We start from the raw sequence: 22,723 nt of genomic DNA, 5'->3' as shown, positions 1-22,723 counted from the left end.
AATACATAATATATAGGAGGAATTTTATAATGTCAAAAATAATTGGTATCGATTTAGGTACAACCAACTCAGTAGTTTCAGTTATGGAAGGCGGCGAACCTACAGTTATAACCAACCCGGAAGGCAGTCGCATTACACCGTCAGTAGTGGGTTTTACTAAAGACGGTGAACGTTTAGTCGGTCAACTGGCAAAACGCCAGGCTGTATCCAATCCTGACCGGACCATAGCTTCCATAAAACGCCATATGGGAGAAAATTACAAAGTAACTATCGACAACAAGGACTACACACCGCCAGAAATATCCGCCATGATTCTGCAAAAACTCAAGGCAGATGCTGAAGCTTATCTTGGCGAAACAGTGACTCAGGCTGTTATTACTGTTCCTGCTTACTTCAATGACAGCCAGCGTCAGGCCACTAAGGATGCAGGCAAGATCGCCGGCCTTGAAGTTTTGCGTATTATCAACGAACCTACAGCAGCGTCTTTGGCTTATGGTCTTGATAAGGATAAAGATGAAACTATTCTTGTGTTCGACTTAGGTGGCGGCACATTTGATGTGTCCATTCTGGAACTCGGCGACGGTGTATTCGAAGTCAAAGCCACAAATGGTAATACTCATTTAGGTGGTGATGATTTTGATAAACGTGTTATGGACTGGATGGTCGATGAATTTAAAAAATCTAACGGCATTGACTTGTCAAAAGACAAAATGAGTGCACAGCGTCTTATAGAAGCTGCTGAAAAAGCAAAAATCGAACTTTCTAATATGACTTCGACCAATATCAATCTGCCGTTTATCACAGCTGATGCCAGCGGTCCTAAACATCTTGATTTAACCTTGACCCGCGCTAAATTCAACGAAATAACCGCCGATCTTGTTGCCGCTACGATTGAACCGGCTAAAAAAGCTATGGCCGATGCTGATCTTACTGTTAACGACATCAACAAAATCATTCTTGTCGGTGGTTCGACCCGTATTCCAGCTGTTCAGGAAATAATAAAAAAAGAACTTGGTAAAGAAGCTAACCGCGGTGTAAACCCAGATGAATGTGTTTCCATCGGTGCTGCTATTCAAGGCGGTATCCTGGCCGGTGATGTAAAAGATGTACTCTTATTAGATGTTACTCCGCTGTCGCTCGGTATTGAAACTTTAGGCGGCGTATGCACCAAAATTATTGAAAGAAATACCACCATACCGACCTCTAAAAGCCAGGTGTTCTCGACAGCTGCCGATAATCAGCCATCTGTTGACATACATGTGCTGCAGGGTGAACGGGAAATGGCAGCCGGCAACAAAACTTTAGGCCGTTTTGAACTTGCCGATATTCCACCGGCTCCAAGAGGAGTACCTCGTATCGAAGTTACATTCAGTATTGACGCCAATGGTATTGTTAATGTCTCAGCCAAAGACCTAGGTACCGGTAAAGAACAAAAAATCACCATTCAATCTGACAGCGGCATGAGCAAGGAAGATATTGACCGCATGGTCAAAGAAGCGGAAGCCCATGCATCAGAAGATAAAAAACACAAAGAAGAAATAGATGTCAGAAACAATGCTGACAGTATGGTATACCAAGCCGAAAAAGCGATTAAGGATTTGGGTGATAAAGCCGATAAATCTGCTGTAGAAAAGATTCAATCAGCTGCTGATAAAGTCAAGGAAGCTCTAAAAGGCACTGATACAGAAGCTATCAAAAAAGCTACTGAAGAATTGCAAAAACCACTTTATGAAATGAGTGCAGCAGCTTATCAGCAGGCTCAGCAAGCTCAAGGTCAGACTGCCGGCGGGCAGCAGGCTCAGCAGGCTGCACCAAACGATACCAAGAAAAATGATGATAATGTTGTCGATGCTGACTATAAGGTAGTTGATGACGACAAAAAATAATTTATCTGTAACTTTTCTTGCAGATGACAACAGGTAATATTACTGGCCTGATGACTTTGCGATACTCGAAGTCATCAGGTTAATCTTATTTATATATCAAGGTGGATAAAGTGAGCGAAAAACGAGATTATTACGAAGTCCTCGGCGTTCCTAAAAATGCAACCGAGGTCGACATAAAAAAAGCATTTAGAAAATTGGCCCGCAAATACCATCCTGACCTTAACAAGGACAATCCTAAAGAAGCCGAAGAAAAATTCAAGGAAGCTAATGAAGCTTATGAAGTTTTATCAGATTCCAAAAAACGTGCGCAATATGACCAGTTTGGTCACGCCGCTTTTGATGGCAGCGCTGGTGCCGGCGGTGCCGGTGGCTTTGGTAATTTTGGCGGTTTCGGTGGATTTGGCGGTTTCGGTGATTCATCTGGTGATTTTGGTGACATTTTTGATGCCTTCTTTGGCGGCGGTGGCGGTGGTCGTTCCAGCAGACGGCAAGGTCCACAAAGAGGCGATGACTTACGCTATAATTTGGAAATAAGTTTTGAAGAAGCAGCTTTCGGTAAAGATACAGAACTTACCATTCCTCGCACTGAAGAATGCAAAACATGTCACGGAACCGGTGCCAAACCAGGGACGCAACCTGAAGAATGTCCTAAATGCCACGGAACCGGTCAAATACAGGAAGTTCACAATACTCCTTTTGGGCGTATGGTAAATACCCGGACCTGTGATCGTTGTAATGGTACTGGCAAGATAGTAAAAACTCCTTGTCCTGACTGTCATGGCGAAGGACATACACGAGTGCGCCGCAAGATAAAGGTAAAGATTCCTGCCGGTGTAGATAATGATTCCCGCATACGGGTATCTGGTGGTGGAGAAGCTGGTACCAGAGGCGGCAGTTCCGGTGATTTATATGTTTATATCACAGTTAAACCACATAAAATATTTCATCGTGACGGCAATGATGTTATTTGCGAAGTCCCGATTTCATTTGTCCAAGCCTCACTAGGCGATAAAATTGAAGTTCCCACACTTGATGGAAAAGTCGAAATTTCTATTCCGGCGGGTATTCAATCAGGTACTATTTTACGCATGAAAAATAAGGGTGTTCCATATTTGCGTGGTATTGGGCGCGGTGATCAGCATATAAAAGTCAAAGTACTTACGCCACAAAAATTAACTGCCAAACAAAAAGGATTACTGGAAGAATTTGCCTCAGAAAATAACGAAAATGTTAATCCGGAACAAAAAACCTGGCAGGATAAAATTAAACGCTTTTTTAAATAAACGAAATGCCGATGAAGTAAAATAGCTTCATCGGCATTTTTTCATTCAAGTTTGATTTAATTACAATCCGCTTTTTTCCACAAAAACGGTAAAAGTCCCATCGCCATTATCATTTACCTCAATGACCTTATGTCCTTCATCTTTAAAACTGCGCGGTACATTTAAAAGGGGCTCCCCTTCATTGAGTTTTACTTCAAGTATTTGTCCATCCTCAAGTTCTTCTATGCCCATCTTAGCTTTTACAAAAGTAACCGGACAAACCACATCGGTAATGTCTACAAAATCATCTGCCTTTATACTCATAATGCCTTGTTCAGCTCCTTTTCCAATAATTTCCAGCCTACTCTGTCCAATGTATTAGCAAATCTTTCACCATTTTTTGCATTTTTTTCAAAAAAAGCCAGTGCAATGTCAATTGTTTTATATAAAATTTCTATAGAAAAAATCAATGGCAGCAGTCTTCTGCCGATAGCTATCCTGTTTCCGTATAGTCCACCAAAAGACACAATAAAGCCGCTTTTTCCCGACCATGCCGAAGTGGGACAAATCTTTACACATTTACCACAATAAATACACTTATCCGGTTCAAAATACAATTGTTTATCTGTCTTACCAACTTTTATAGCCTTAGCAGGACATATTGCCTCACATAAACCACAAAAAGTACATTCTGAATTATTCCATGAAGGTTTTATCCCGCCCTTTATGCCAAGATCATTTTCCTCGGCCTTTAAACAGTTATTGCAGCAACCTGTAACACCAAATTTGAATTTATGCGGCAGTTCTCTGCCACCATATCTTTTTTCCAGTTCTTCAGCCACTTCCACCGTATTGATAAGACCTGACGGGCAAATACTATTGCCCTGACAGGCTGTTATTGTTCTTACTCTCGGCCCGCAGGCACCTACTTTTACTCCACCTTCGCCCAGTTGCGTCTTTACCTGACTGATACTATTTATATTGATAAAAGGAATTTCCACACCTTGCCTGGAAGTAAGATGAATATAGCCATGACCATATTTTTCAGCTACCTTTTGAATCGTTTCAAGCTGCTGTACTGTTAATTGCCCACCAACCGATTTAAGCCGCATAGAAAAATAATTTTTTTGTATCTGACGCATAAATCCGCCCTTTTTTAGTTCTTTATAGTCAACATTTTCCACTTGATTTCCTCCTGCTATAGTATCGTTACTAATTCTTCACTGGAAATTTTATTCTCTATCTTAAAACTTTTCAATATAGGCCTCTTATCCGCCAATGATAAAATAAGATAACTTAATGCTGCATCAAATGCCAATCGTTTATCCTCATCCGAAGGTCTTGCCGGTGATGACGGATGGCTGTGAAAATTGCCAAGCAATGTGTATCCGAATTGTCTCATATCTTTAACTGCATCAAACTGTTCCTTTACATTCATAGAAAAATGTTCTGAACTATGGTCCATATTAGTTAAAAAATAAATTTTTTCTACAATATTTTTTTGCCCATTTTTTATTCCACTGATAAGCCCGCAGGCTTCATTAGGCAGATTATCGTTGGCAAATTTCATAATATCTTCCACTTGTTTTTTTTGTAAAACAATCATCAACTTCACCTTTTTGCTTCACATTTTGGTTGTTCATAGTCGATCAATTTCGTGATAGTTGGTTTTTCACCACAGACTGCACATTTTTTATTACGGGAAAGCTTAACTTTTCTAAAATCCATCGTCAATGCGTCATAAATCAGCAAATACCCCGTTAATAAATTTCCCAGTCCTAATATGTATTTTATTGCCTCGGTGGCTTGCAGCGTCCCTATTATTCCACCTAACACTCCCAATACCCCGGCCTGTTTGCAGCTCGGTACTGCATCAGACGGCGGCGGTGTTTGAAAGACACAGCGATAGCAAGGGCCTCTACCGGGTACATAAGTCATTGTCTGTCCCTTGAATCCCAAAATTCCAGCATGGGAAAATGGTTTTTGTAAAAGTACGCAGGCATCATTAATCAAAAATTTTACAGGGAAATTATCCGTGCAGTCAAGAATAAAATCATAATCCCTGTCTTTAATAATATTTTTTAAATTACCGGCATTGACTATTTTTTGATATGTAACTACATCGACATCAGGATTTATCGCTGTGATACTTTCTTTTGCCGATAAAACTTTTGGTCTGCCAATATCATTCGTTGAATGTACTATTTGCCGCTGCAAATTTGATAAATCAACATTATCAAAATCCACCAACCCTATTGTACCGATCCCTGCTGCAGCAAGGTACATGGATGCCGGAGAACCCAAACCTCCGGTACCAATAATCAGAATTTTCGCCTGAAGCAGTTTTTTTTGTCCTTTGCCTCCGACACCCTGCAAAATAATCTGCCGGGAATACCTTTCCATCTGTTCATTAGTTATTTCCATCACTGACCACCTCCCATAAAATAAAGATATTCAACAGTATCACCCTCATTAATTGGCGTTATACCAAAATCAGCTTTGTCGATAAATTCATTGTTGATCTGAACCGTAACATATTCCGGAGTCTGTGCTTTTGTTACCTTCAAAAGTTCATCAACCATCATTTTTTTGTCCAAAAATACTATTTTACCATTCAATGTAATATTCATAAAAATCCTCCTGCCACTTCATTAAACCGATAATATATTTTCAATAGCAAAAAGGCTGGAAAAAGCAGTCAACCCTTCTCTCTGCTTTTTCCAGCCTTTAGTTTTCTAATCGGCATAGAATAAATATAATATGATTAGAATACCAGTATATTTGCAGCCTGTCAATAAATTTATATCTTAAATTTATTGACAGTGTCCTGTAGTTCTGAAGCCAATTGTGCCAAATGAGTACTGGCCGAAGCTATTTCTTCAATAGATGCTGATTGCTCTTCAGCGGCCGCCGATATTGTTTCTGTTTCTTCCGCCGCTTTTTTACTTTCACCCTCAACCGTCTTGGCTGACTTTATAACCTCATCGCTGCCTGCCGTCAATTCTTCAGCAGCAGCTGATATATCCTGAATATCACCAGATATCCCCTGCACCATAGTCAAAATTTCTTTGAAATTTCTTCCTGCAATATCTACAAGATCTTTGCCATTTTTAACCTCTTTTTTACTTTCATTCATAAAAACAATTGCCGATCTTGTTTTCGCCTGAACTTCATCAATGATAGTTGTTATATCTTTGGTTGCTGAGGCCGATTGCTCAGCAAGCTTGCGCACTTCGTCAGCTACCACCGCAAATCCCCGCCCCGCCGATCCGGCCCGGGCAGCCTCAATGGCCGCATTGAGTGCAAGTAAATTTGTTTGCTCAGCAATCTGTGAGATCAAACCAACAATCGTATCAATTTGTTTTGATTTTTCCCCCAAGTTCTCAATAACATCTGCCGTATTGTCTGTTTTTTCTCCTATGGTTTTCATTTGGCTGACGGCTTCTTCAATTACCCTATGTCCTTCATTTGCAGCATCCGATGTCCTTTCCGAAGACGAGGCCACATCTACCGTATTTTTGGTAACCTGGTGGATACCCATTGTCATTTCCTCAACAACATGATTTGTTGCTATGGCTATTTCAAGCTGCCTATTTGCCCCCGCTGCGACTTCTGTAATCGATTCTGCTATTTGGTTAGTTGCAAGCGCTGATTGCTCGGCACTTGCTGTGAGTTCTTCTGAAGCTGCTGCCAGCTGATCAGATGTGTTTATCAATTGTTTGATAAGCGCCCGCACATTTCGATTCATTTGATCAATAGATTTCGCCAGAAAACCAAATTCACTTTTATCATTAAGATGTTCTGTCTCAACATCTCCTGAAAAATCTCCTGATGCAATCCTATCAAGTAAATCAATAGAGCTTCCTAATTGTCTGACAATTTGTCTGATAACCAGCCATCCCAACAAAACTCCCACTAATATGCCTGCCAAGATAATAATAATAAATACTGTCTTCATATTGTTCAAATCTTCATCAGATTTTTGTTTCATCGCTTTTGCTTCATCTTTGGCTATTGATGTCATATCTGTCAATAATTGTGTCGTCCCCGAAGCCAGCCTTACTACATTATTTTGATAGTAATCATATGCTTCCTGATTTTTATTTGCCTTCGCCAATTCTAAAGCTGCATTATTTTCTTTTTTATATTCTGTTAAAATTTTATTAAGTGCTTTAAGTTTTTCTTGCTGTATCGGGCTTAAATTCATCGAATTCAACTGTTCCATATTTTTCCCATACATTGTCCGCATATCTTCTATCTCTTTTGCAATACGGACATTCTCTGCCTGGTTTTTTGTCAACATGAGTTCAAATAAATCGCTGCGTATTTGTCCGATATATGTACTGTTCTGATGCGCCAAATCTACTTGCATCATATTTTCGTTATACATTCTGTCGGTATTCTCATTGCTTTTTTTCAAATCTAAGTATCCTATACTTCCAATAACTAAGATAACTACACTAAAAACAGCAATCAGCAATATAAGTTTTTCTCTAATCTTCAAATTCTCAAACCATTTCATCAACTTCACCCCTTATCAATGTAGAAATTTTCAAATTAATTTAGATATATATTCTACATTATATTTGTATAACCTGCATTATTTGCAAATTTAGTAAATAATATACCTTATATATTCATTTTCATTACAATATTACCTAAACCAAAGATTACAATAGTCAATAACTTTCTATTTTTTATATTGACAATTCTTATACAAACGATTATACTTGCTTATATTATCATACTTTATCCGTAATGTATGATTAATTTGATTGAGGGGGATAAAATGACAGATAATAAAACTTTGGCTAAACATCCTAAAATAGATTCTGCTGGCATGAAACTGATAGTTACTTTGTTAAAAGCGGTTTTTCATGGAGAAATAACCTTAATAGTCCAGAATTCATGTTTAATCCAAGTTGAACGCAATGAAAAGATTCGTCTGTCAGATCTTAAAAAATTTCAAACCTATACCCAAAAATCAGCTACTATCAATTATGATCCAGTCTGCCAAAAAATTCAGCAGGAATTCTACAATCTTGAATATGGCAATATAGTAATAATAATAAAAGCAGGCCGTGTAGTTCAGGTTGAACGCACTGAAAAATATCGTTTCCAGGGTTTCACCGGAATGGACGGCGAAGGTATCTGAGCATCAGGTCAAATGTTAATCTAAAATTATAAAAACCAATATTCCTTGATTTCCAGTAAAAATCAGGGAATATTGGTTTTTAATTTATCGTTTGATTTATGTCGATAAACTGTAACCTGTTTCTAACAAATACTATATACATTGTCTTTCCATATTTACTTTAAGATCATAAATCTTTTTATATTTATCGTATAATTTTCTAAAAAATGAAGCTTTGTACTCATTAGGTAAATATTTTTTCATTCTTTCTGTCTTAGCATTGCACTTCTCAAAATAGCACACTGCCCCATATGATACTGTTTCCGGAATATCTATTGCAATAACAGGTTTATTTAAAATATCAGCTTTCAACTGTAACCAAAATTCATTTTTTACAGCCGGACCAATAACTTTAATAATATCAAACTTATTACCAGTATCATCAAAGCAATTATATAAATTTTTCAATTCCAGGCATAATCCTGCAGAAATATCAAATAATAGCTGTTTGGAAGATATTTTATTCGTAAAACCATAATATAATCCTTTTGCAAAAATATTTTTTTCTGGAGAACCATTACCTCGTAAGTGAGGAAAAAATAAATTAATCTCGGTTGTAGTGGACAATTTTGCATATTCTGTTTTTATCGTAATGAAAAAATTAACTAGTTCTTCATAACTATACCCAAATAATTTTTGAAAACTTTCAAAACAAATTCCAGCACAGGGTAATGATGCAAATAAGGTATATCTTTCATTATCAATATAAATACCATTAGAAAGTTTTCTTTTAAATGAATTATCATTTATATTTACGTTATCACATATTGATAATAATCCTTCAGTTGTTCCTGTGGAGTTAAGTAATTCATTATTTTTTAAATTAACTGATACAGAACCTGCCATATGATCATGTCCCGCAACATAAACTTTGCAATCATCCTGAAATTTTAAATATTTTCCCATTACATCCGAAATAATTCCAACAGCAGAATTATTAGGAATTATCCTAGGCATAATTTCAAGGGGAAGATTAAATTTCCTTAATAAAAATTTTGACCACTGCTTATTTTTTATATCTAACAGCATTGTCCTACTTGCAAGAGTATACTCCATCGACCTTTCTCCGGTGAGAAGATAGGCAATATAATTAGGGAGGCTGAGCCATTTAACAGCAATATTTGAATTCGCAATAAATTTATCATATAACCATTTAATTTTGAATACACTATAATTACTATGAACAGGAAGCCCCGTAATCATATATACCTCATTAATATCAGCCTGTGATAATGAATTAAGATATTTTTTCCCTCTTTTGTCATACCATGCTATCATCGGACCGACTACACTGCCATTTTCGGTTATCAATACTCCCATTTCACCCACGCTTGCTATAATTATTTTTTTAATAATATATGGCTCACTGGTATTAAATATAATAATCTGGTCTTTTATTATTTTCCATAACTCTACATAATTAAAATCTTCATTATCATTATTATTATTAGAAATTTTAGGTGTATTAAATATTTTTTGAACAATATTTTTTTTATTATTGATTGAATACAAAGATATTTTCGTATTAGTTGAACCTATATCAAGAACAAAATCAACTTTCACTTTTACCATAAACATATCCCTTTGTCCATTTGTAAACGAAATATATAATAACGGCAATAATAGGAATCAGTACTATTGATAAAATATCTCCTTGGAATATTTTCATAATCCAAAATCGATATGGATTGCCCCCATCTAAAAAGCTGGAAACAAGTCCACTGGAATCCGGTGGGAAATTAAACTGCACATCTTCCGCCATACGCGTTACAAATGGTGCTATGTTAGTTGCTATCAGTAAATCTCCTATCATGCATGGTATCCCAATGATGATTGCCCTAAAGATATTTCCCTTAGTGGCTAAAACTATCATTGAAGCAAATACAGCTAAATTAGCTAAATCCCCCAACGGCAAAACCTGATTGTCTGGTATAAGAAAAGCAAATACAACCGCAAGAGGAGTCAACAACAATGCTGTAGAAATTATTGCCGGACTACCAATGGCCACAGCAATATCCAGTCCAATATATAAATCCTTACGATTAGGATACTTTTTATTAAGAAATTTCTTTATTGATTCCGATAATGGGAGAAGTCCTTCCATAAGAATTTTTACCATTCTGGGCAAAATAAACATAACAGCGCCGATATTTATTCCTAAAATCAGTGTATTTTTAAAATTATAGCCTGCAAGAATTCCCACCATAATCCCCAAGATAATACCGACTAACATTGGTTCTCCGAATACGCCAAATTTTCTTTGTATACTTTGTGGATCTATATGAATTTTGTTTATAATTGGAATTTTATCAATAATTTTATCTCCCAATAATCCTATTGGAAAGAATACGGCCGATGAGAGTGTAGGCAAAGATATTCCTTCCAGTCCAAAATATCTTTCTACCAAGGGAGCAGACCAATCCGCTAATTTAAATATTACTACAGCTGTTATTCCAGCAGCCAAAAGGCCTAATACAAAACTGCCCGTACTGTAATATACCAGTGCACCAGCCAATGCAAAATGCCAATAATTCCACATATCAACATCTACGGTCCGAGTTAAATTAAAAGCCAATAAAACAATATTGATAAATATTGTCAACGGAATAACAAAAGCAGCTATAGGTGACCCCCATGTTATAGCAGCAAGAGGTGGCCATCCAAGATCAACTATAGGTAAATTTATGCCGCTATGTGTGACCATTGATTGGGCAGCAGGTCCAATATTATTGGTTAATATTCCAAAAATGGCGTATATCCCAACAAATCCCATCCCCACTGTCAATGAAGATCTAAGTGCAATAGAAACCGGAATTCTAAAAAACATTGCAAGTATAAATAAAACCAATGGCAACATAACTGTTGGACCAAAACTTAAAATATATTTTACAGTGTCAAGTAAAAATAAACTAAAATCCATGATTAAACCCCCCCTCTTTCCTATTTGATTAAAATATCATAAATTTTCTTCAGCGTGTCGTCTTCCCCTATCCCTGTCAAAAGATTTAATCCCCTGATTACCGGTACATCTAATTCATATGGAATATTAGTTGTTGAAATAATCAAATCTATGCCATTACAATTTTTAGGTACACTAGCTACATTTGATTGATGATACTCAATTTCCAGCCCCTTTTCCCTGCAATACTGCGTGACTTTTTCCGCTACTACAGTAGATGTAGCAATTCCTGTTGCACATACAAACAATACATGTTTTTTTGACATAATGTTCTCACTCCTTAAAATAAATTTTTATTAATAATCTCAAATACATCATCTTTTTTTGCTGTGGCAATTTTATTTAATATTTCTTTGGAACGAATCATATTCATAATTGCCTGGAGCATCCACAATTGTTTTCTGTTTTCCCTCAATGCCAACAAAAATATCATTTTCGCATCAATATAGTCATTTTCACTCCCCATAATCTTGAATTTAATAGGTTCTTTCAGAACTCCCACACTAATAGAATTTTTAATCACATATTTGGGCAGAGTATGGGGTAGTGCAACGCCATATGGTTTAGTGGGCAATCCTGTCGGAAAATTTTTTTCCCGTTCAATAACACCTGTCAAATAATCACTGGTGGTGAAACCATTATCCGACAATGGTTTTGATAATATAGTAAAAAGTTCTTCTTGAGTCCGTGCTGTAATATCTACATTCAGTAAATCCTTTATAAAAATTAAATTACCCCTCATATAACGTTCTCCTGTCAGTTTAGCGCCAATATTTTTCGTTTACATTCATCATATACAGCTGATTTAGCATCTAAGGCTACTTTTATAAGATTATGTTCCATATGATTTTTTTCATATGCCTGCCCATAAACCCGGACAACTTCTCGTCTTAAGTCACTGGCAATATTAATTTTACATACCCCATATTTTTTAACTTTCTTCAAAATTTCAAACGGTATTCCCGATCCACCATGCAATACCAAAGGAACAGAACTATTACGATATATTTTATCCAGCAATTCAAAATCAATATGCGGTTTACTTTCCAATCCATGTACGTTACCAACGGATACAGCAAGCATATTACATTTGGATTTTTTAATAAATTCTTTCACAAGCCCGGGATTTGTCTTATCATTTTTCCCTTCTATGTTATCTTCCTTACCCGAAATGGCACCAAGTTCTGCCTCTACTGGAATGTTATAGCAGGAACAATAATCTACAGCTTGTGACACAACGTTTATATTTTCATCAAAAGATTTATCGGAACCGTCTATCATTATCGAAGTAAATCCAGCTTTTACTGCCGCTTCAACATCTTCCATTGTTTTGCCATGATCTAAATGCAGTGCAATTGGTGTTTTCATATCAAAAGCAATTTTTTTGATTATGTCTGCAATATATTCGTATCCGGACAATTTAACATTAGTGGGCGCAATTTGAATATAATTAGGAATTGATGTGTCTTCTATAGCATCTGCTATTCCAAAAGATGTTTCAATATTCGTGGTATTAAATGCACAGGCAACAGATTTCTTTTCAAAAATTTTTTTTAAAAGCGTAAAACCATTTACTAATGGCATAATAAATTTCTCCTTTACTTTTTCAAAATATTCATTAATTCTGTATAATTTGGATTTTTTAGGAACTTACTTGTGTAGTTACCATGTATAAATTTTTGGTAAATATTCTTAAATACTGGTTCCCACACACTATATAAAGTTTTGGGTATGCATAATAAAAAAACTATTTGGACATATGTTTTATCCCACCTTATAGCTTTTTCTAATATGCTCACAGCAACTGCCGCTTCCTTCATATCGTTTTCCAATGCATGTGGGACAGCCACGAAGTTCCCTATTTCAGTTGAAGACATACTTTCCCGGGCAAAAATTGATTTCTGAATATTTTTATCTATATACCCTTTTTTAATCATAATAGTTGATATTTTACGAATAATTTCACATGCTGATCCAGCTTCAAAATCAGAGAAGAATAATTCTCGTTTAAAAAACTTTTCATAATCAACATTTTTTGCATTTTGTATTCCAGAAAGTCTTGCTTCAACTTTTTCGAAATCATCTTCAGTCATTATCGGTTCAACCCTGATTATTTTATTCGTCTTTATATTAGGAACAGGTACCGTGGAAAAAATAAAATCAATACCATCAATCAATTCTTCTGTAAGCTCATAACAACTCATAACTTTTTTAATCTGTAATATTGCACCGTAACGACGTTGCAGTTTACTTTTAAGTAAAAGTGCTGTTGACAACCCGGTTCCGCAGACAATGATAGCGGTTTTACCCTTTTCTTTATTAAGTTTGTTGCGCTCTAATGAAGCTCCAAAGTGAATCGCCAAAAAACCAATTTCATTTTCATTAGTTTTGACTTTTTTCTGCTCTTCAATAACTTCACTAGCGATAACTGCCATTTCAAAAGCCACCGGATAATTATTTTTTATTGGCGTAAGAATCTCATTACGAATGTTCATATTAAACTTTAAACGATTTATTGCCGCAATCAAGTGAATCATCAAACCTGATACTAATTCACTATCCTCGGAAAGATCGAATCCCGTATTATCTTTAATACGTTGTAAAATATTATTGATAAGGTTCCTTGATTCATCACGGCTTTTAGATGACTCAAGGAATTTTTGACTAGCGATAAAATGCTGTGTAAGATAATAAACTTCATTATCAATATCCACCCCTAACTGTCGCTTTACTACTTCAAGTATTTCTGTTGCAGGATTAAAATAAGTAGATTGCTGAAGCCTTTTTTGTTCTCGGTGGGTATATTCTACAGTATTTTTATTACTGGATCGGCGCATGGTTATAACAACATGGACAAGCAAATTTTTAAAAGCAACATCTGTCAGATGAATATTATATTTTAAGATTATTTTCATTAAGATATGTTTCACTGTTTCTATCTCTTCTTGTGGGAAAATATCATTAAAAAAATCGTTATTACTTAAATTCAGCAAATCATCACGATTAAAAATATATTCGGATATGCAATAGCGTATCTGTGCTTCAGCTCCATCTATTCTTACTCCATTAAGTCTGTCAGTAACTAACCTCAAATTAAATCTTGATAGGCTTTTTTTTATATCAGACAAATATTTCTTTAAGGTTGACAGGCTTAAGAAAAGTTCATCAGCCAATTCCTCCTGATTGACAACTTTATTATGAAGGGAGTTAAGTAATATTCTGGCTATTATAAAAGAAATTCGATCATTATAATCAAAAGGGACTATATTTACACCTCGATAATTTCCTGATAAGTTTATACCGTATTTTTCCTTCATCTGCAGATATTTACTATTATCTGCATTATTAAGCCTGTACCCACTGCCCGCTTCCGCTGTCACACCCGCATCAAACTGATGCAAAAATATATTCAGTTCCTTTATATCGCGTCTTATTGTACTGCGGCTGACACCAAGCGAACCGGCAATATACTCACTTGTCACTGAATATTTATTCTGATCTAAAATTTCTAGTATTTTAATAATTCTTTTATTTTGTATCCGCATCATCTTGCCTCTCTTGTATAATAAAATGATATTTCCCCTACGCCATTATTATATTTAATAACAGGTACTATATCCAGACTAATAATGAACACAAACTGTGTTCATTATTGACCACTGTGTAATTCATTTACAGTATGTACTATAATAAAAATGTTGTCTTATGTTAATTAGTAAAGTGTTGAAAGTTATTTTAAGCTTTTTCAGGAGGATAAAAATGTCATTTAAAATAATTCATGATGATATAACTAAAATCAATGCAGATGTTATCGTCAATGCTGCCAATCCATCTCTGCTCGGTGGAGGTGGAGTCGATGGGGCGATACATAAGGCTGCCGGTCCTCAGCTGCTGGCAGAATGTCGCACTCTTGGTGGCTGCAAGACTGGCGAAGTCAAAATGACTAAAGGCTATAATCTACCGGCTCGCTATGTCATCCATACAGTCGGACCGATATGGCACGGCGGGAATAATAACGAACAGGGCCTGCTCATTGACTGCTACATCAATTCATTAACATTAGCCCAAAAACATAAATTCAAAAGTATTGCCTTTCCGTTAATATCTGCGGGAGTTTATGGTTATCCCAAAGATAAAGCGTTAAAAGTTGCAGTTTCATCCATTAAAAAATTTTTAATAAAAAATGATTTAACCGTTTATTTAGTATTATTTGATAAAAATATATTCACTAACCAATAACAATATCGCTGTTTTAATAATACCTGTTATACTTTAAAAGGCCCTCCCAAAAAATCATGGGAAGGCCTTTTAATAAACAGCTCATATTAATAAACATTATTCATAAAATATTTGTTTGTCATCCTACACTTCATCATCATCCATTATACCAAGTTTCTTCCTCCAGTAGCGGGAATAAATTGCACCCAATGGATTATGTGCCAACAGTCGATCTTTCACCACCAAGGTAGTGACCGGTCCCGGGCAATTTTTATTGAATAAAGTATCGTGTCCTACACACAATCCGCAGGAAATAAACAGTTCTACATCCTTTTCTGCCAAAAACTTTGCCTGAAACTTAGGGTTACACATTGCCTCGTGCTCAATTTCCGGTTTCACCTGTTTTAGGTTAAATTCTTTTTTAGGAAAACTACAATTTTTACAACAGACACTATAAAATTCAAAACCCTGTGCAAGAAAATATTTAGCAATATACCGTGCTTCTTCATTTAAACCAATGCAAAAAGCCATTCCCAATTTTTTATATTGCATAGCCTTGGCAAATTCAGCAGTTTCCTGAAGCCGTGTAATATTACTGTAAAAAGTTCCCTCAACGTATGCGGCTGCCCGCATAATTTTAATTTCTTCTTCCGAGTAATTACTTCGAACAGTCTCCCAGTCAATACCTGTACAATTCACGCCTTTGGTATAGCAAACATGTGTAGGACAGTCAGCACAACTGCATTTCATGACATCAACTCCCAAACAAAGCAAGAATCATTTTCGCTTCATTTTAGTATTACATAACCAACAATGAAACCTTTCCCTCTAAAATATCATTACAGTTAAAAGCAGCTCATAATAAGTCTATGAAATTTTTACCAGCTGATAATAAAGCATTTCTATTTATCAATATATTGTTGCTATCAAGCTGCAGTAAATATTTTTGCTGTAAAGAGGCTATTACCTCTGCCGGTTTAATACTGCCGTTTGATGATACTTTTATATTAACTATTATAACATTATTGGCAGTATCATACTGTAAATCAGTAGCTACAAATTCTTTTATATTGATTATTTTTTTAATCACTTGTCCCTTTTTATTGCCTTTTCCTGTTTTTTCTCGCAGGAAAAGCACTTCCGAGGTTGCATTAAATGCATTTACAGCTGTCATTACCGCATCTGAATGAACATTTTCCGGCAGCTGAATAGCATAAACTGCCATATCAGCCAAAGCATTCATGGATTTGTGATGCTGATGAGCCACAATTTTCTTAACCCGCAATAACCGCATTCCCGCCGGTAATACCGCACTCAGTTTATCAAAAAATTCCGGCTGGCAGATATCTTTTGTCAATTCCACATCTGCATATTCAGCCGAAGCAGTCACCCCCACTGCTAAAGCCGAGGCAAATGACACTTTCATATGAGGATTAAATCCTTCTGAATATGCAGCCGGTAATTTGGCACGACGTATTGCCCGTTGCAGCAGATTATAATAATCCAGATGAGAAATATATCGGAGTTGTTCTTCCTTAGTTAATTCAATGCGAAATACACTCATTTATTTCTCCTCCAGTCCACTACATCAGCGTTTAAAGCCTGACATATTCCACAACCGATGCAACTGCCACGTCGACAGTCTGACGTCAATATCCCATCCAAAGCTTTATTGTATTCATTTATTAGAAATCTTTTACTCACACCCGGAGTTGTATGTTCCCATGGTAGTTTTTCCGTAAAACTACGACTGCGCAGATTATATTGTGCCGGATCAATGCCTGTTTTTTTAAAAGCTTCCTGCCAAATAGAAAAATCAAACATTTCTGTCCAACCATCAAACTTTGCTCCGTTTTTAAAAGCTTCATATATTACTTTTGCCAAACGCCGGTCACCACGTGAAATGATTCCTTCAAGAATACTAGTAGAAGCATCATGATAATGAAACTGAACAGCCCTACTATTTATGTGTTTTTTTAATAAATGCTGTTTACGTTCAAATTCACTTTTTTCGCACTGTGCAAACCATTGAAATGGCGTAAAAGCTTTAGGGACAAAACACGATACACTGATTGTGACTTTTACATCACGGCGGCCGCGTATTTCTTTATATAAATCCACAACTTTCTCCGCCAATTGCGGTATGCCAATTATATCTTCATCTGTTTCCGTTGGTAATCCCATCATAAAATATAGTTTTACTGTCTTCCAGCCATACTTAAAAGCAGCACCGCAGGCTTTAAGCAGATCTTCTTCTGTTACACCTTTATTTATGACATCGCGTAACCGCTGTGTCCCGGCCTCAGGCGCAAAGGTAAGTCCGCTCTTTCGCATAGTCTGCAATTTATGCGCTATATCTATTGAAAAACTGTCAACTCGCAGTGATGGTAGGGAAAAACTCATTTTTTCATCTGCATAATTTGTCATCAGGTCGTCAATCAAAACCGGCAGGCAAGAATAATCAGCCGAGCTCAGTGAAGTGAGTGACATTTCATCATAGCCTGTATTATCAATCATTATCCGTGTCAGTTCATTAAGTTTTTCACGACTGCGTTCGCGCACCGGACGATAAGCAATCCCTGCCTGGCAAAATCTGCAGCCACGGCTGCAGCCACGAAATAGTTCCAGCATCAGACGATCATGTACTATATTTATATATGGGATGACTGGTTTTTCAACAGTGGGTACATTATCCATATCTTTAATGACCCTTTTATGAATAATCGCCGGTATATCATCATAAAGTGATATAAGTTCTTTAAAAATACCATTGACATTGTATTCAGGCCGATAAAACGAAGGTACATATATGCCTTTTATTTTAGATACATAGTGCAGGAATTCTATTCTGCTGTGACTTTTTGACATACTATGCCACTTTATAAAAGCATCTGCCACCTCTTCAATTATTTCTTCCCCTTCACCGACGATAAAAAAATCAAAAAAATCTGCTATAGGTTCTACATTATAAACACAAGGCCCTCCGCCAATGATAAATGGATCTTCATCACGACGATCTTCAGCCCATACCGGTATATCTGACATATCCAGCATATTTAATATATTAGTATAAATCAATTCATACTGCAGAGAAAATCCAATGAAATCAAAATTTTTTAACGGTGTGAACGATTCTAATCCATAAAGAGGAATATGATTTTCCCGCATTTTCATTTCCATATCAGGCCATGGTGTATACACGCGTTCAGCAACAGTATCACTACGGTGGTTTAATATCTCATAAAGAATTTTCAGTCCCATATTAGACATGCCAACTTCATAAACATCGGGCATGGATAAAGCAAATTTGCAGGAAATCATCCTGTGATCTTTATGTACAGCATTCACCTCACCGCCTGTATAACGAGCTGGTTTACTTACAGACTGCAAAACTGCCGGTGAAATTTTTATCATTATATTCTTCATCCTATCATTATCACAACAAATTTATTTTCAAAAAAAGTATACCATAGTCTTCAGTGTTAACACAATGCACTTTAACTATGGTATCCGGGCATGACCTATTCACCTATCAATGTATCAGCATCATTTTTTTATGTCACGTTTAACCGGTTCAGCTGTATGCGTTGTATCTTCATTCAAACCGGCCTTAGCCTGCTGGACTACATCCAAAATGCTTGTCAAATTGCCAATCATGTGATCAAACACCTGGTTGGCATAATGCAATGAATCCTTTTTAAGTTCATCAGAGTGTTCCACCGTCTTATCCATTACTTTTTTAGCCTGCATCCTGGCTTGTTCCACTATTTCACTTTCAGCAGTTATTTTATTAGCATAATCTTTTGCCTGTTCTACAATCTTAGTGGCTTCACTTTTTGCATCATCAATGATCACCTGTTCATTACGGATAACATCTTCAGATTTCTTAATTGTCTGAGGCAACTCCTTACGCAGTCCGTCAATCAGCCGCATGAGATCATCTTCTTCAATGATACACTTATTGGTAAATACGAGGCGACGGGCATCGACTACCAAATTTTCCAGTTCGTCAAGTAGTTCGTTAATAGCCATTTATAAAATCCTACCTTCGTTTAATATTTTACAACTCAGCACTATCATAAAGCTCGGTTTAAGATCCAACATAATTATCAATCATTTTTCCGGGCATACTTTTCCTTTATAGCCTTTTCTACACAGATGGGGACAAGTCCTTCAATATTCCCCTGAAAATTTACAAGTTCACGTATAGCCGATGAACTCACATAGGAATAACGATGCTCACTCATCAAATAAACTGATTCTACATTCGGTGCCATCCGCCTGAGCATAAGCATTTGCGATGTTTCATAAAAAAAGTCATTCTGATCTCTTAACCCACGCACAACTATGCCTGCCTTTTTATCCTTGACATAATCAGCTAAAAGGCCATCAAAAGCATCAATAGTTATATTTTTAATATGGCCTGTTGATTCTCTCAGGAGTTCCAATCGTTCTTCAATACTAAAAAAAGACTCTTTCCGTATATTGTTAAAAACAGCTACAATCAAATGATCAAAAATTTTTGCCGAACGTTCAAAAATATTTATATGCCCGTTCGTCACAGGATCAAAACTACCGGGACACAATGCAATGGTCAATTCACTCACCTCTTGATGTACCGTCTGCCATAAATTCGTAAATATTTATTTTTGTTGTTGCTCCATAAACCTTACTTCGCAATAAATTAAACTTGGTATCTTCCGTATTTAATTCTTCATCCGCACCGATTTCCGCAATTAATAAACCCTTATTTTTCAATAAAACATATTCATCAATTAATAGCAGTGCTTTTTGACACCATCCCATATGATAAGGCGGATCACAAAAAATAATATCAAAGGGGTTCCATCTGCCATTATATTTTTTTATGCTAAACAAAGCGTCATTATGACATATATCTGCCTTATCCATAAAATGTGTATGCTGCAAGTTATCTTTAATCGTATTTATACTTTCTATTGATTTATCAACAAATACTGCCCTTGCGGCCCCACGACTCAGACTTTCTATACCGAGTGCACCACTGCCGGCAAATAAATCCAATATCCCTGCATCCAATATTTGTCCTTGTAATATATTAAATAACGATTCCTTAATCCGATCTGCCGTAGGACGGGTATTCATACCGTGTGGTGCTTTCAATTTTGCACCGCGTGCACTGCCGCTTATAACTCTCATCAATTCACCCTTAAAAAATCTTTATTAACTATATAGTATATCAGAAAATAATTGCTTATGCCAAAACAATTTAGCCAAAATACGGTTAAACAGTTTTAACTATATCATTTTTCAACAATTCATATTTAATCTCTTGGTAACGCTTAGTATAATACGGCCCGTTTTGCGCTTCACGCTGATCAAATCCATAGGCCCTGCGGCTAACCGCCAAAATTGGTGGTGCCTGTATCCTTTTGGCAACAGCCATTCCAGTAAATAAATTCCACCAACGCTCTAAATCAGCAATAAATTCTTCATCAGAGGAAAAATATTTCTTCACTAAACCGACAGCGCAGCCAATATTTTGTTCTAAAGTTCCGGTTCGGTACCAATCCAGAATATTTTCAGGTGCAGCTTTATCCCAGCGTTCAACAAAAGCCCGGAACAAAAAATCATGATAAGGATATTTTATCGGATCTCCCCTGCCTTCATCCACATTCTGGCTGGAAGAAAGTTCTGCACTTGGTACTATATCGATAACAGCCTGTGGTATTACAGTTTTTTTATAAATTTTTTCATTCAAATACCGTGCCAAATCATATATCTGATACTTCCATAAATCCGCCAATGCCGCTAAAAATCCCGATTGGTCACCATAAAGCGTGGAATAACCGACAGTTATCTCCGCCTTATTGGCATTGCAGGTAAAGCCGCCGCCGATTGCTGCCGCAATTCCCGCCAAAATTCTCGCAGACCGATCCCGTGCCTGAATATTTTCCGCCACAAATGACGATACTTTTATAGTCTTTGTCATATTGCCGGAGACATTTATGAGTTTTGCGCTTTCAAACTGATTTATCGTATAATCAATTACTTTTTGAATGGGGATCACCGCATAAGCACAGTTTAAATTGGCCGCCAGTCTTTCCGACAGGTTTTTTGTCGTCGTGGAATTGTAAACGCTTGGCATATTAACTAAAAGAACATTTTCGTTACCTAAAATAGCAACATACAACGCTGCTGCAACAGCCGAATCAATTCCACCCGAGATTCCGATTACAACTTTTTGCATATGTATCTGTTGCAGAAATTTTTTTATTCCGTATGATAAGGCTTTATAAACACATGCTATATCATCCGTTTCACCATCATCAACTGAAGGATATCTTTTATCCTTCAGTTGAGAAAGATCTATATAACTATTTTCTTCACTATATGGTTCGATATAGGAAACTACAATTCCGGCAGCATCATAAACCGTACTGGCTCCATCAAAGGTATATATAGTCTTGCCATTATTTTGAATACCAATATTATTAACATAAACGATCGGCACATTATTCTTCTGTGCCTGACGAGAAAATACCCGATGACGCTTATTATTTTTCCCCAGAGTATATGGTGACGCTGAAATATTGAATATAACATCCAGTTTATTTTTTGAACATAAAATATCAATAGGTGATAAAGAATAATCATCACTCCAGCCATCTTCACATAAAATACAGCCAATGCACAAATCTTTCCCCTTGATTTTTAACCGCAGCGGCTGTATAAGTTCACGTGGATTTTGTTGTATTTCAGTGGCCAGCATTAAATTACTAAAAAAATATCTGGTATCATCAAATTCCCGATAATTGGGATGGAGTGTTTTTATCGTAAATGGATACAAAGCCTTTTCCGCTTTTATTAATTTCTTATTTTGTGCAGCAAACAATGCGTTATATTTACGCACTCGTCCATCACGATTTTTTTTCCGCCAATCGATCGCTACATTGCCAAAAATGACAACGATACCGTCTGCTGCCGCAATAATCTGCTTCCCGCACATCTCACAATCACGCAAAAAAGCTGAAGAATCCCAAGTATCACCGAGAAAATAGCCTGGAACAGCCATCTCTGGAAATACTATAATATCAGCTCCAGCAGTTTTTGCCGTATCAATAAACTGCAACATTTTTGCCGAATTTTTGCTGGGATGCCCAGCCTCCACTTCAAATTGACAGGAACAAATTTTTATCATAACATGCATCGTCTCCACTATCGT

The 22,723-nt window shown here is 36.5% G+C and carries 23 protein-coding genes; 4 read left to right on the top strand and 19 right to left on the bottom strand.

All coding sequences use genetic code 11. From position 1 onward, the window contains the following. Positions 1-29 precede the first annotated feature (29 nt). Positions 30-1,886: a molecular chaperone DnaK gene (gene dnaK, locus I6751_RS13195; protein ID WP_196590098.1), complete on the top strand. Its 1,857-nt coding sequence runs from the start codon at positions 30-32 to the stop codon at positions 1,884-1,886. A 110-nt stretch (positions 1,887-1,996) separates the two neighbouring features. Next, positions 1,997-3,169, top strand: coding sequence for a molecular chaperone DnaJ (gene dnaJ, locus I6751_RS13190; RefSeq protein WP_196590097.1), 1,173 nt, complete (start codon positions 1,997-1,999; stop codon positions 3,167-3,169). Positions 3,170-3,229: 60 nt separating this feature from the next. On the opposite strand, the gene I6751_RS13185 is transcribed toward dnaJ, so the two are convergent. From I6751_RS13185 to I6751_RS13160, 6 genes are all read right to left on the bottom strand, one after another. Beyond that, complete coding sequence (locus tag I6751_RS13185) at positions 3,230-3,472, bottom strand: sulfurtransferase TusA family protein (RefSeq protein ID WP_196590096.1); 243 nt, start codon at positions 3,470-3,472, stop codon at positions 3,230-3,232. After that, positions 3,469-4,332 carry a 4Fe-4S binding protein gene (locus tag I6751_RS13180; RefSeq protein WP_330998608.1) on the bottom strand — a complete coding sequence of 288 codons (864 nt, stop codon included), beginning with the start codon at positions 4,330-4,332 and terminating at the stop codon, positions 3,469-3,471. The genes I6751_RS13185 and I6751_RS13180 overlap by 4 nt, the downstream gene beginning before the upstream one ends. A gap of 14 nt (positions 4,333-4,346) precedes the next feature. Further along, positions 4,347-4,754, bottom strand: coding sequence for a M67 family metallopeptidase (locus tag I6751_RS13175; protein ID WP_196590095.1), 408 nt, complete (start codon positions 4,752-4,754; stop codon positions 4,347-4,349). Between the two features lie 5 nt (positions 4,755-4,759). After that, entirely contained in the window at positions 4,760-5,572 is an 813-nt protein-coding gene (locus I6751_RS13170; protein ID WP_196590094.1) for a HesA/MoeB/ThiF family protein, read from the bottom strand. Further along, complete coding sequence (gene thiS / locus I6751_RS13165) at positions 5,572-5,778, bottom strand: sulfur carrier protein ThiS (RefSeq protein ID WP_196590093.1); 207 nt, start codon at positions 5,776-5,778, stop codon at positions 5,572-5,574. The genes I6751_RS13170 and thiS overlap by 1 nt, the downstream gene beginning before the upstream one ends. A gap of 170 nt (positions 5,779-5,948) precedes the next feature. Beyond that, positions 5,949-7,670 (bottom strand): methyl-accepting chemotaxis protein, encoded by a 1,722-nt coding sequence (locus I6751_RS13160; RefSeq protein WP_196590092.1) that lies wholly within the window; start codon positions 7,668-7,670, stop codon positions 5,949-5,951. 267 nt (positions 7,671-7,937) lie between these two features. On the opposite strand from I6751_RS13160, the gene I6751_RS13155 reads away from it, so the two are divergent. Next, the gene (locus tag I6751_RS13155; protein ID WP_196590091.1) at positions 7,938-8,303 is read left to right on the top strand and encodes a YezD family protein; all 366 of its coding nucleotides are present in this window, start codon (positions 7,938-7,940) and stop codon (positions 8,301-8,303) included. A gap of 132 nt (positions 8,304-8,435) precedes the next feature. On the opposite strand, the gene I6751_RS13150 is transcribed toward I6751_RS13155, so the two are convergent. The 6 genes from I6751_RS13150 to I6751_RS13125 are packed head-to-tail and all read right to left on the bottom strand — an operon-like array spanning position 8,436 to position 14,849. Then, positions 8,436-9,914: an FGGY-family carbohydrate kinase gene (locus I6751_RS13150; RefSeq protein WP_196590090.1), complete on the bottom strand. Its 1,479-nt coding sequence runs from the start codon at positions 9,912-9,914 to the stop codon at positions 8,436-8,438. Next, a complete protein-coding gene (locus I6751_RS13145; protein WP_196590089.1) occupies positions 9,895-11,262 on the bottom strand; it encodes a PTS galactitol transporter subunit IIC in 1,368 nt (455 codons plus the stop codon). The genes I6751_RS13150 and I6751_RS13145 overlap by 20 nt, the downstream gene beginning before the upstream one ends. Positions 11,263-11,282: 20 nt before the next feature. After that, positions 11,283-11,567, bottom strand: coding sequence for a PTS sugar transporter subunit IIB (locus tag I6751_RS13140; protein WP_196590088.1), 285 nt, complete (start codon positions 11,565-11,567; stop codon positions 11,283-11,285). Between the two features lie 14 nt (positions 11,568-11,581). Further along, on the bottom strand, positions 11,582-12,043 hold the full coding sequence (locus I6751_RS13135; protein WP_196590087.1) for a PTS sugar transporter subunit IIA: 462 nt from the start codon (positions 12,041-12,043) through the stop codon (positions 11,582-11,584). A 14-nt stretch (positions 12,044-12,057) separates the two neighbouring features. Continuing rightward, complete coding sequence (locus I6751_RS13130) at positions 12,058-12,885, bottom strand: class II aldolase (RefSeq protein ID WP_196590086.1); 828 nt, start codon at positions 12,883-12,885, stop codon at positions 12,058-12,060. Between the two features lie 14 nt (positions 12,886-12,899). Beyond that, the gene (locus I6751_RS13125; protein WP_231037759.1) at positions 12,900-14,849 is read right to left on the bottom strand and encodes a BglG family transcription antiterminator; all 1,950 of its coding nucleotides are present in this window, start codon (positions 14,847-14,849) and stop codon (positions 12,900-12,902) included. A 211-nt stretch (positions 14,850-15,060) separates the two neighbouring features. Here I6751_RS13125 and I6751_RS13120 point away from each other — a divergent pair, with 211 nt between their 5' ends. Next, positions 15,061-15,540, top strand: coding sequence for an O-acetyl-ADP-ribose deacetylase (locus tag I6751_RS13120; RefSeq protein ID WP_196590085.1), 480 nt, complete (start codon positions 15,061-15,063; stop codon positions 15,538-15,540). A 123-nt stretch (positions 15,541-15,663) separates the two neighbouring features. On the opposite strand, the gene I6751_RS13115 is transcribed toward I6751_RS13120, so the two are convergent. The 7 genes from I6751_RS13115 to nadE all read right to left on the bottom strand — a co-directional run bounded on the left by I6751_RS13115 (position 15,664) and on the right by nadE (position 22,699). Continuing rightward, a complete protein-coding gene (locus I6751_RS13115; RefSeq protein ID WP_182186548.1) occupies positions 15,664-16,269 on the bottom strand; it encodes a DUF1847 domain-containing protein in 606 nt (201 codons plus the stop codon). A 106-nt stretch (positions 16,270-16,375) separates the two neighbouring features. After that, complete coding sequence (locus I6751_RS13955; RefSeq protein ID WP_231037758.1) at positions 16,376-17,083, bottom strand: TIGR03936 family radical SAM-associated protein; 708 nt, start codon at positions 17,081-17,083, stop codon at positions 16,376-16,378. Further along, entirely contained in the window at positions 17,080-18,933 is a 1,854-nt protein-coding gene (locus I6751_RS13110) for a TIGR03960 family B12-binding radical SAM protein (protein ID WP_231037757.1), read from the bottom strand. The genes I6751_RS13955 and I6751_RS13110 overlap by 4 nt, the downstream gene beginning before the upstream one ends. A gap of 132 nt (positions 18,934-19,065) precedes the next feature. Then, on the bottom strand, positions 19,066-19,551 hold the full coding sequence (locus tag I6751_RS13105; RefSeq protein ID WP_182186550.1) for an ATP synthase subunit B family protein: 486 nt from the start codon (positions 19,549-19,551) through the stop codon (positions 19,066-19,068). Positions 19,552-19,628: 77 nt separating this feature from the next. Beyond that, positions 19,629-20,117 carry a pantetheine-phosphate adenylyltransferase gene (coaD, locus tag I6751_RS13100; protein ID WP_196590084.1) on the bottom strand — a complete coding sequence of 163 codons (489 nt, stop codon included), beginning with the start codon at positions 20,115-20,117 and terminating at the stop codon, positions 19,629-19,631. Position 20,118: 1 nt separating this feature from the next. Further along, positions 20,119-20,697, bottom strand: a complete 579-nt coding sequence (gene rsmD, locus I6751_RS13095; RefSeq protein WP_182186554.1) for a 16S rRNA (guanine(966)-N(2))-methyltransferase RsmD — start codon at positions 20,695-20,697, stop codon at positions 20,119-20,121. A gap of 85 nt (positions 20,698-20,782) precedes the next feature. Beyond that, on the bottom strand, positions 20,783-22,699 hold the full coding sequence (gene nadE, locus I6751_RS13090) for an NAD(+) synthase (RefSeq protein ID WP_196590103.1): 1,917 nt from the start codon (positions 22,697-22,699) through the stop codon (positions 20,783-20,785). Positions 22,700-22,723: the final 24 nt, after the last annotated feature.

The sequence above is a fragment of the Pectinatus frisingensis genome, assembly GCF_015732285.1.
Lineage (GTDB): Bacteria > Bacillota > Negativicutes > Selenomonadales > Selenomonadaceae > Pectinatus > Pectinatus frisingensis.
The sequence above is the reverse complement of the archived record's forward strand: the minus strand, read 5'-3'. Positions and strand labels throughout refer to the sequence as shown.

Bases quoted from the DNA above. Each gene is read 5' to 3' on its own strand.
- rsmD (WP_182186554.1), bottom strand. From the start codon at position 20,697: ATGAGAGTTATAAGCGGCAGTGCACGCGGTGCAAAATTGAAAGCACCA.
- I6751_RS13140 (WP_196590088.1), bottom strand. From the start codon at position 11,567: ATGTCAAAAAAACATGTATTGTTTGTATGTGCAACAGGAATTGCTACA.
- I6751_RS13160 (WP_196590092.1), bottom strand. From the start codon at position 7,670: ATGAAATGGTTTGAGAATTTGAAGATTAGAGAAAAACTTATATTGCTG.
- I6751_RS13150 (WP_196590090.1), bottom strand. From the start codon at position 9,914: ATGGTAAAAGTGAAAGTTGATTTTGTTCTTGATATAGGTTCAACTAAT.
- I6751_RS13155 (WP_196590091.1), top strand. From the start codon at position 7,938: ATGACAGATAATAAAACTTTGGCTAAACATCCTAAAATAGATTCTGCT.
- I6751_RS13125 (WP_231037759.1), bottom strand. From the start codon at position 14,849: ATGATGCGGATACAAAATAAAAGAATTATTAAAATACTAGAAATTTTA.
- I6751_RS13185 (WP_196590096.1), bottom strand. From the start codon at position 3,472: ATGAGTATAAAGGCAGATGATTTTGTAGACATTACCGATGTGGTTTGT.
- thiS (WP_196590093.1), bottom strand. From the start codon at position 5,778: ATGAATATTACATTGAATGGTAAAATAGTATTTTTGGACAAAAAAATG.
- I6751_RS13105 (WP_182186550.1), bottom strand. From the start codon at position 19,551: ATGGCTATTAACGAACTACTTGACGAACTGGAAAATTTGGTAGTCGAT.
- I6751_RS13120 (WP_196590085.1), top strand. From the start codon at position 15,061: ATGTCATTTAAAATAATTCATGATGATATAACTAAAATCAATGCAGAT.
- I6751_RS13955 (WP_231037758.1), bottom strand. From the start codon at position 17,083: ATGAGTGTATTTCGCATTGAATTAACTAAGGAAGAACAACTCCGATAT.
- I6751_RS13135 (WP_196590087.1), bottom strand. From the start codon at position 12,043: ATGAGGGGTAATTTAATTTTTATAAAGGATTTACTGAATGTAGATATT.
- I6751_RS13130 (WP_196590086.1), bottom strand. From the start codon at position 12,885: ATGCCATTAGTAAATGGTTTTACGCTTTTAAAAAAAATTTTTGAAAAG.
- I6751_RS13145 (WP_196590089.1), bottom strand. From the start codon at position 11,262: ATGGATTTTAGTTTATTTTTACTTGACACTGTAAAATATATTTTAAGT.
- I6751_RS13170 (WP_196590094.1), bottom strand. From the start codon at position 5,572: ATGGAAATAACTAATGAACAGATGGAAAGGTATTCCCGGCAGATTATT.
- I6751_RS13115 (WP_182186548.1), bottom strand. From the start codon at position 16,269: ATGAAATGCAGTTGTGCTGACTGTCCTACACATGTTTGCTATACCAAA.
- dnaK (WP_196590098.1), top strand. From the start codon at position 30: ATGTCAAAAATAATTGGTATCGATTTAGGTACAACCAACTCAGTAGTT.
- I6751_RS13110 (WP_231037757.1), bottom strand. From the start codon at position 18,933: ATGATAAAAATTTCACCGGCAGTTTTGCAGTCTGTAAGTAAACCAGCT.
- I6751_RS13175 (WP_196590095.1), bottom strand. From the start codon at position 4,754: ATGATTGTTTTACAAAAAAAACAAGTGGAAGATATTATGAAATTTGCC.
- nadE (WP_196590103.1), bottom strand. From the start codon at position 22,699: ATGATAAAAATTTGTTCCTGTCAATTTGAAGTGGAGGCTGGGCATCCC.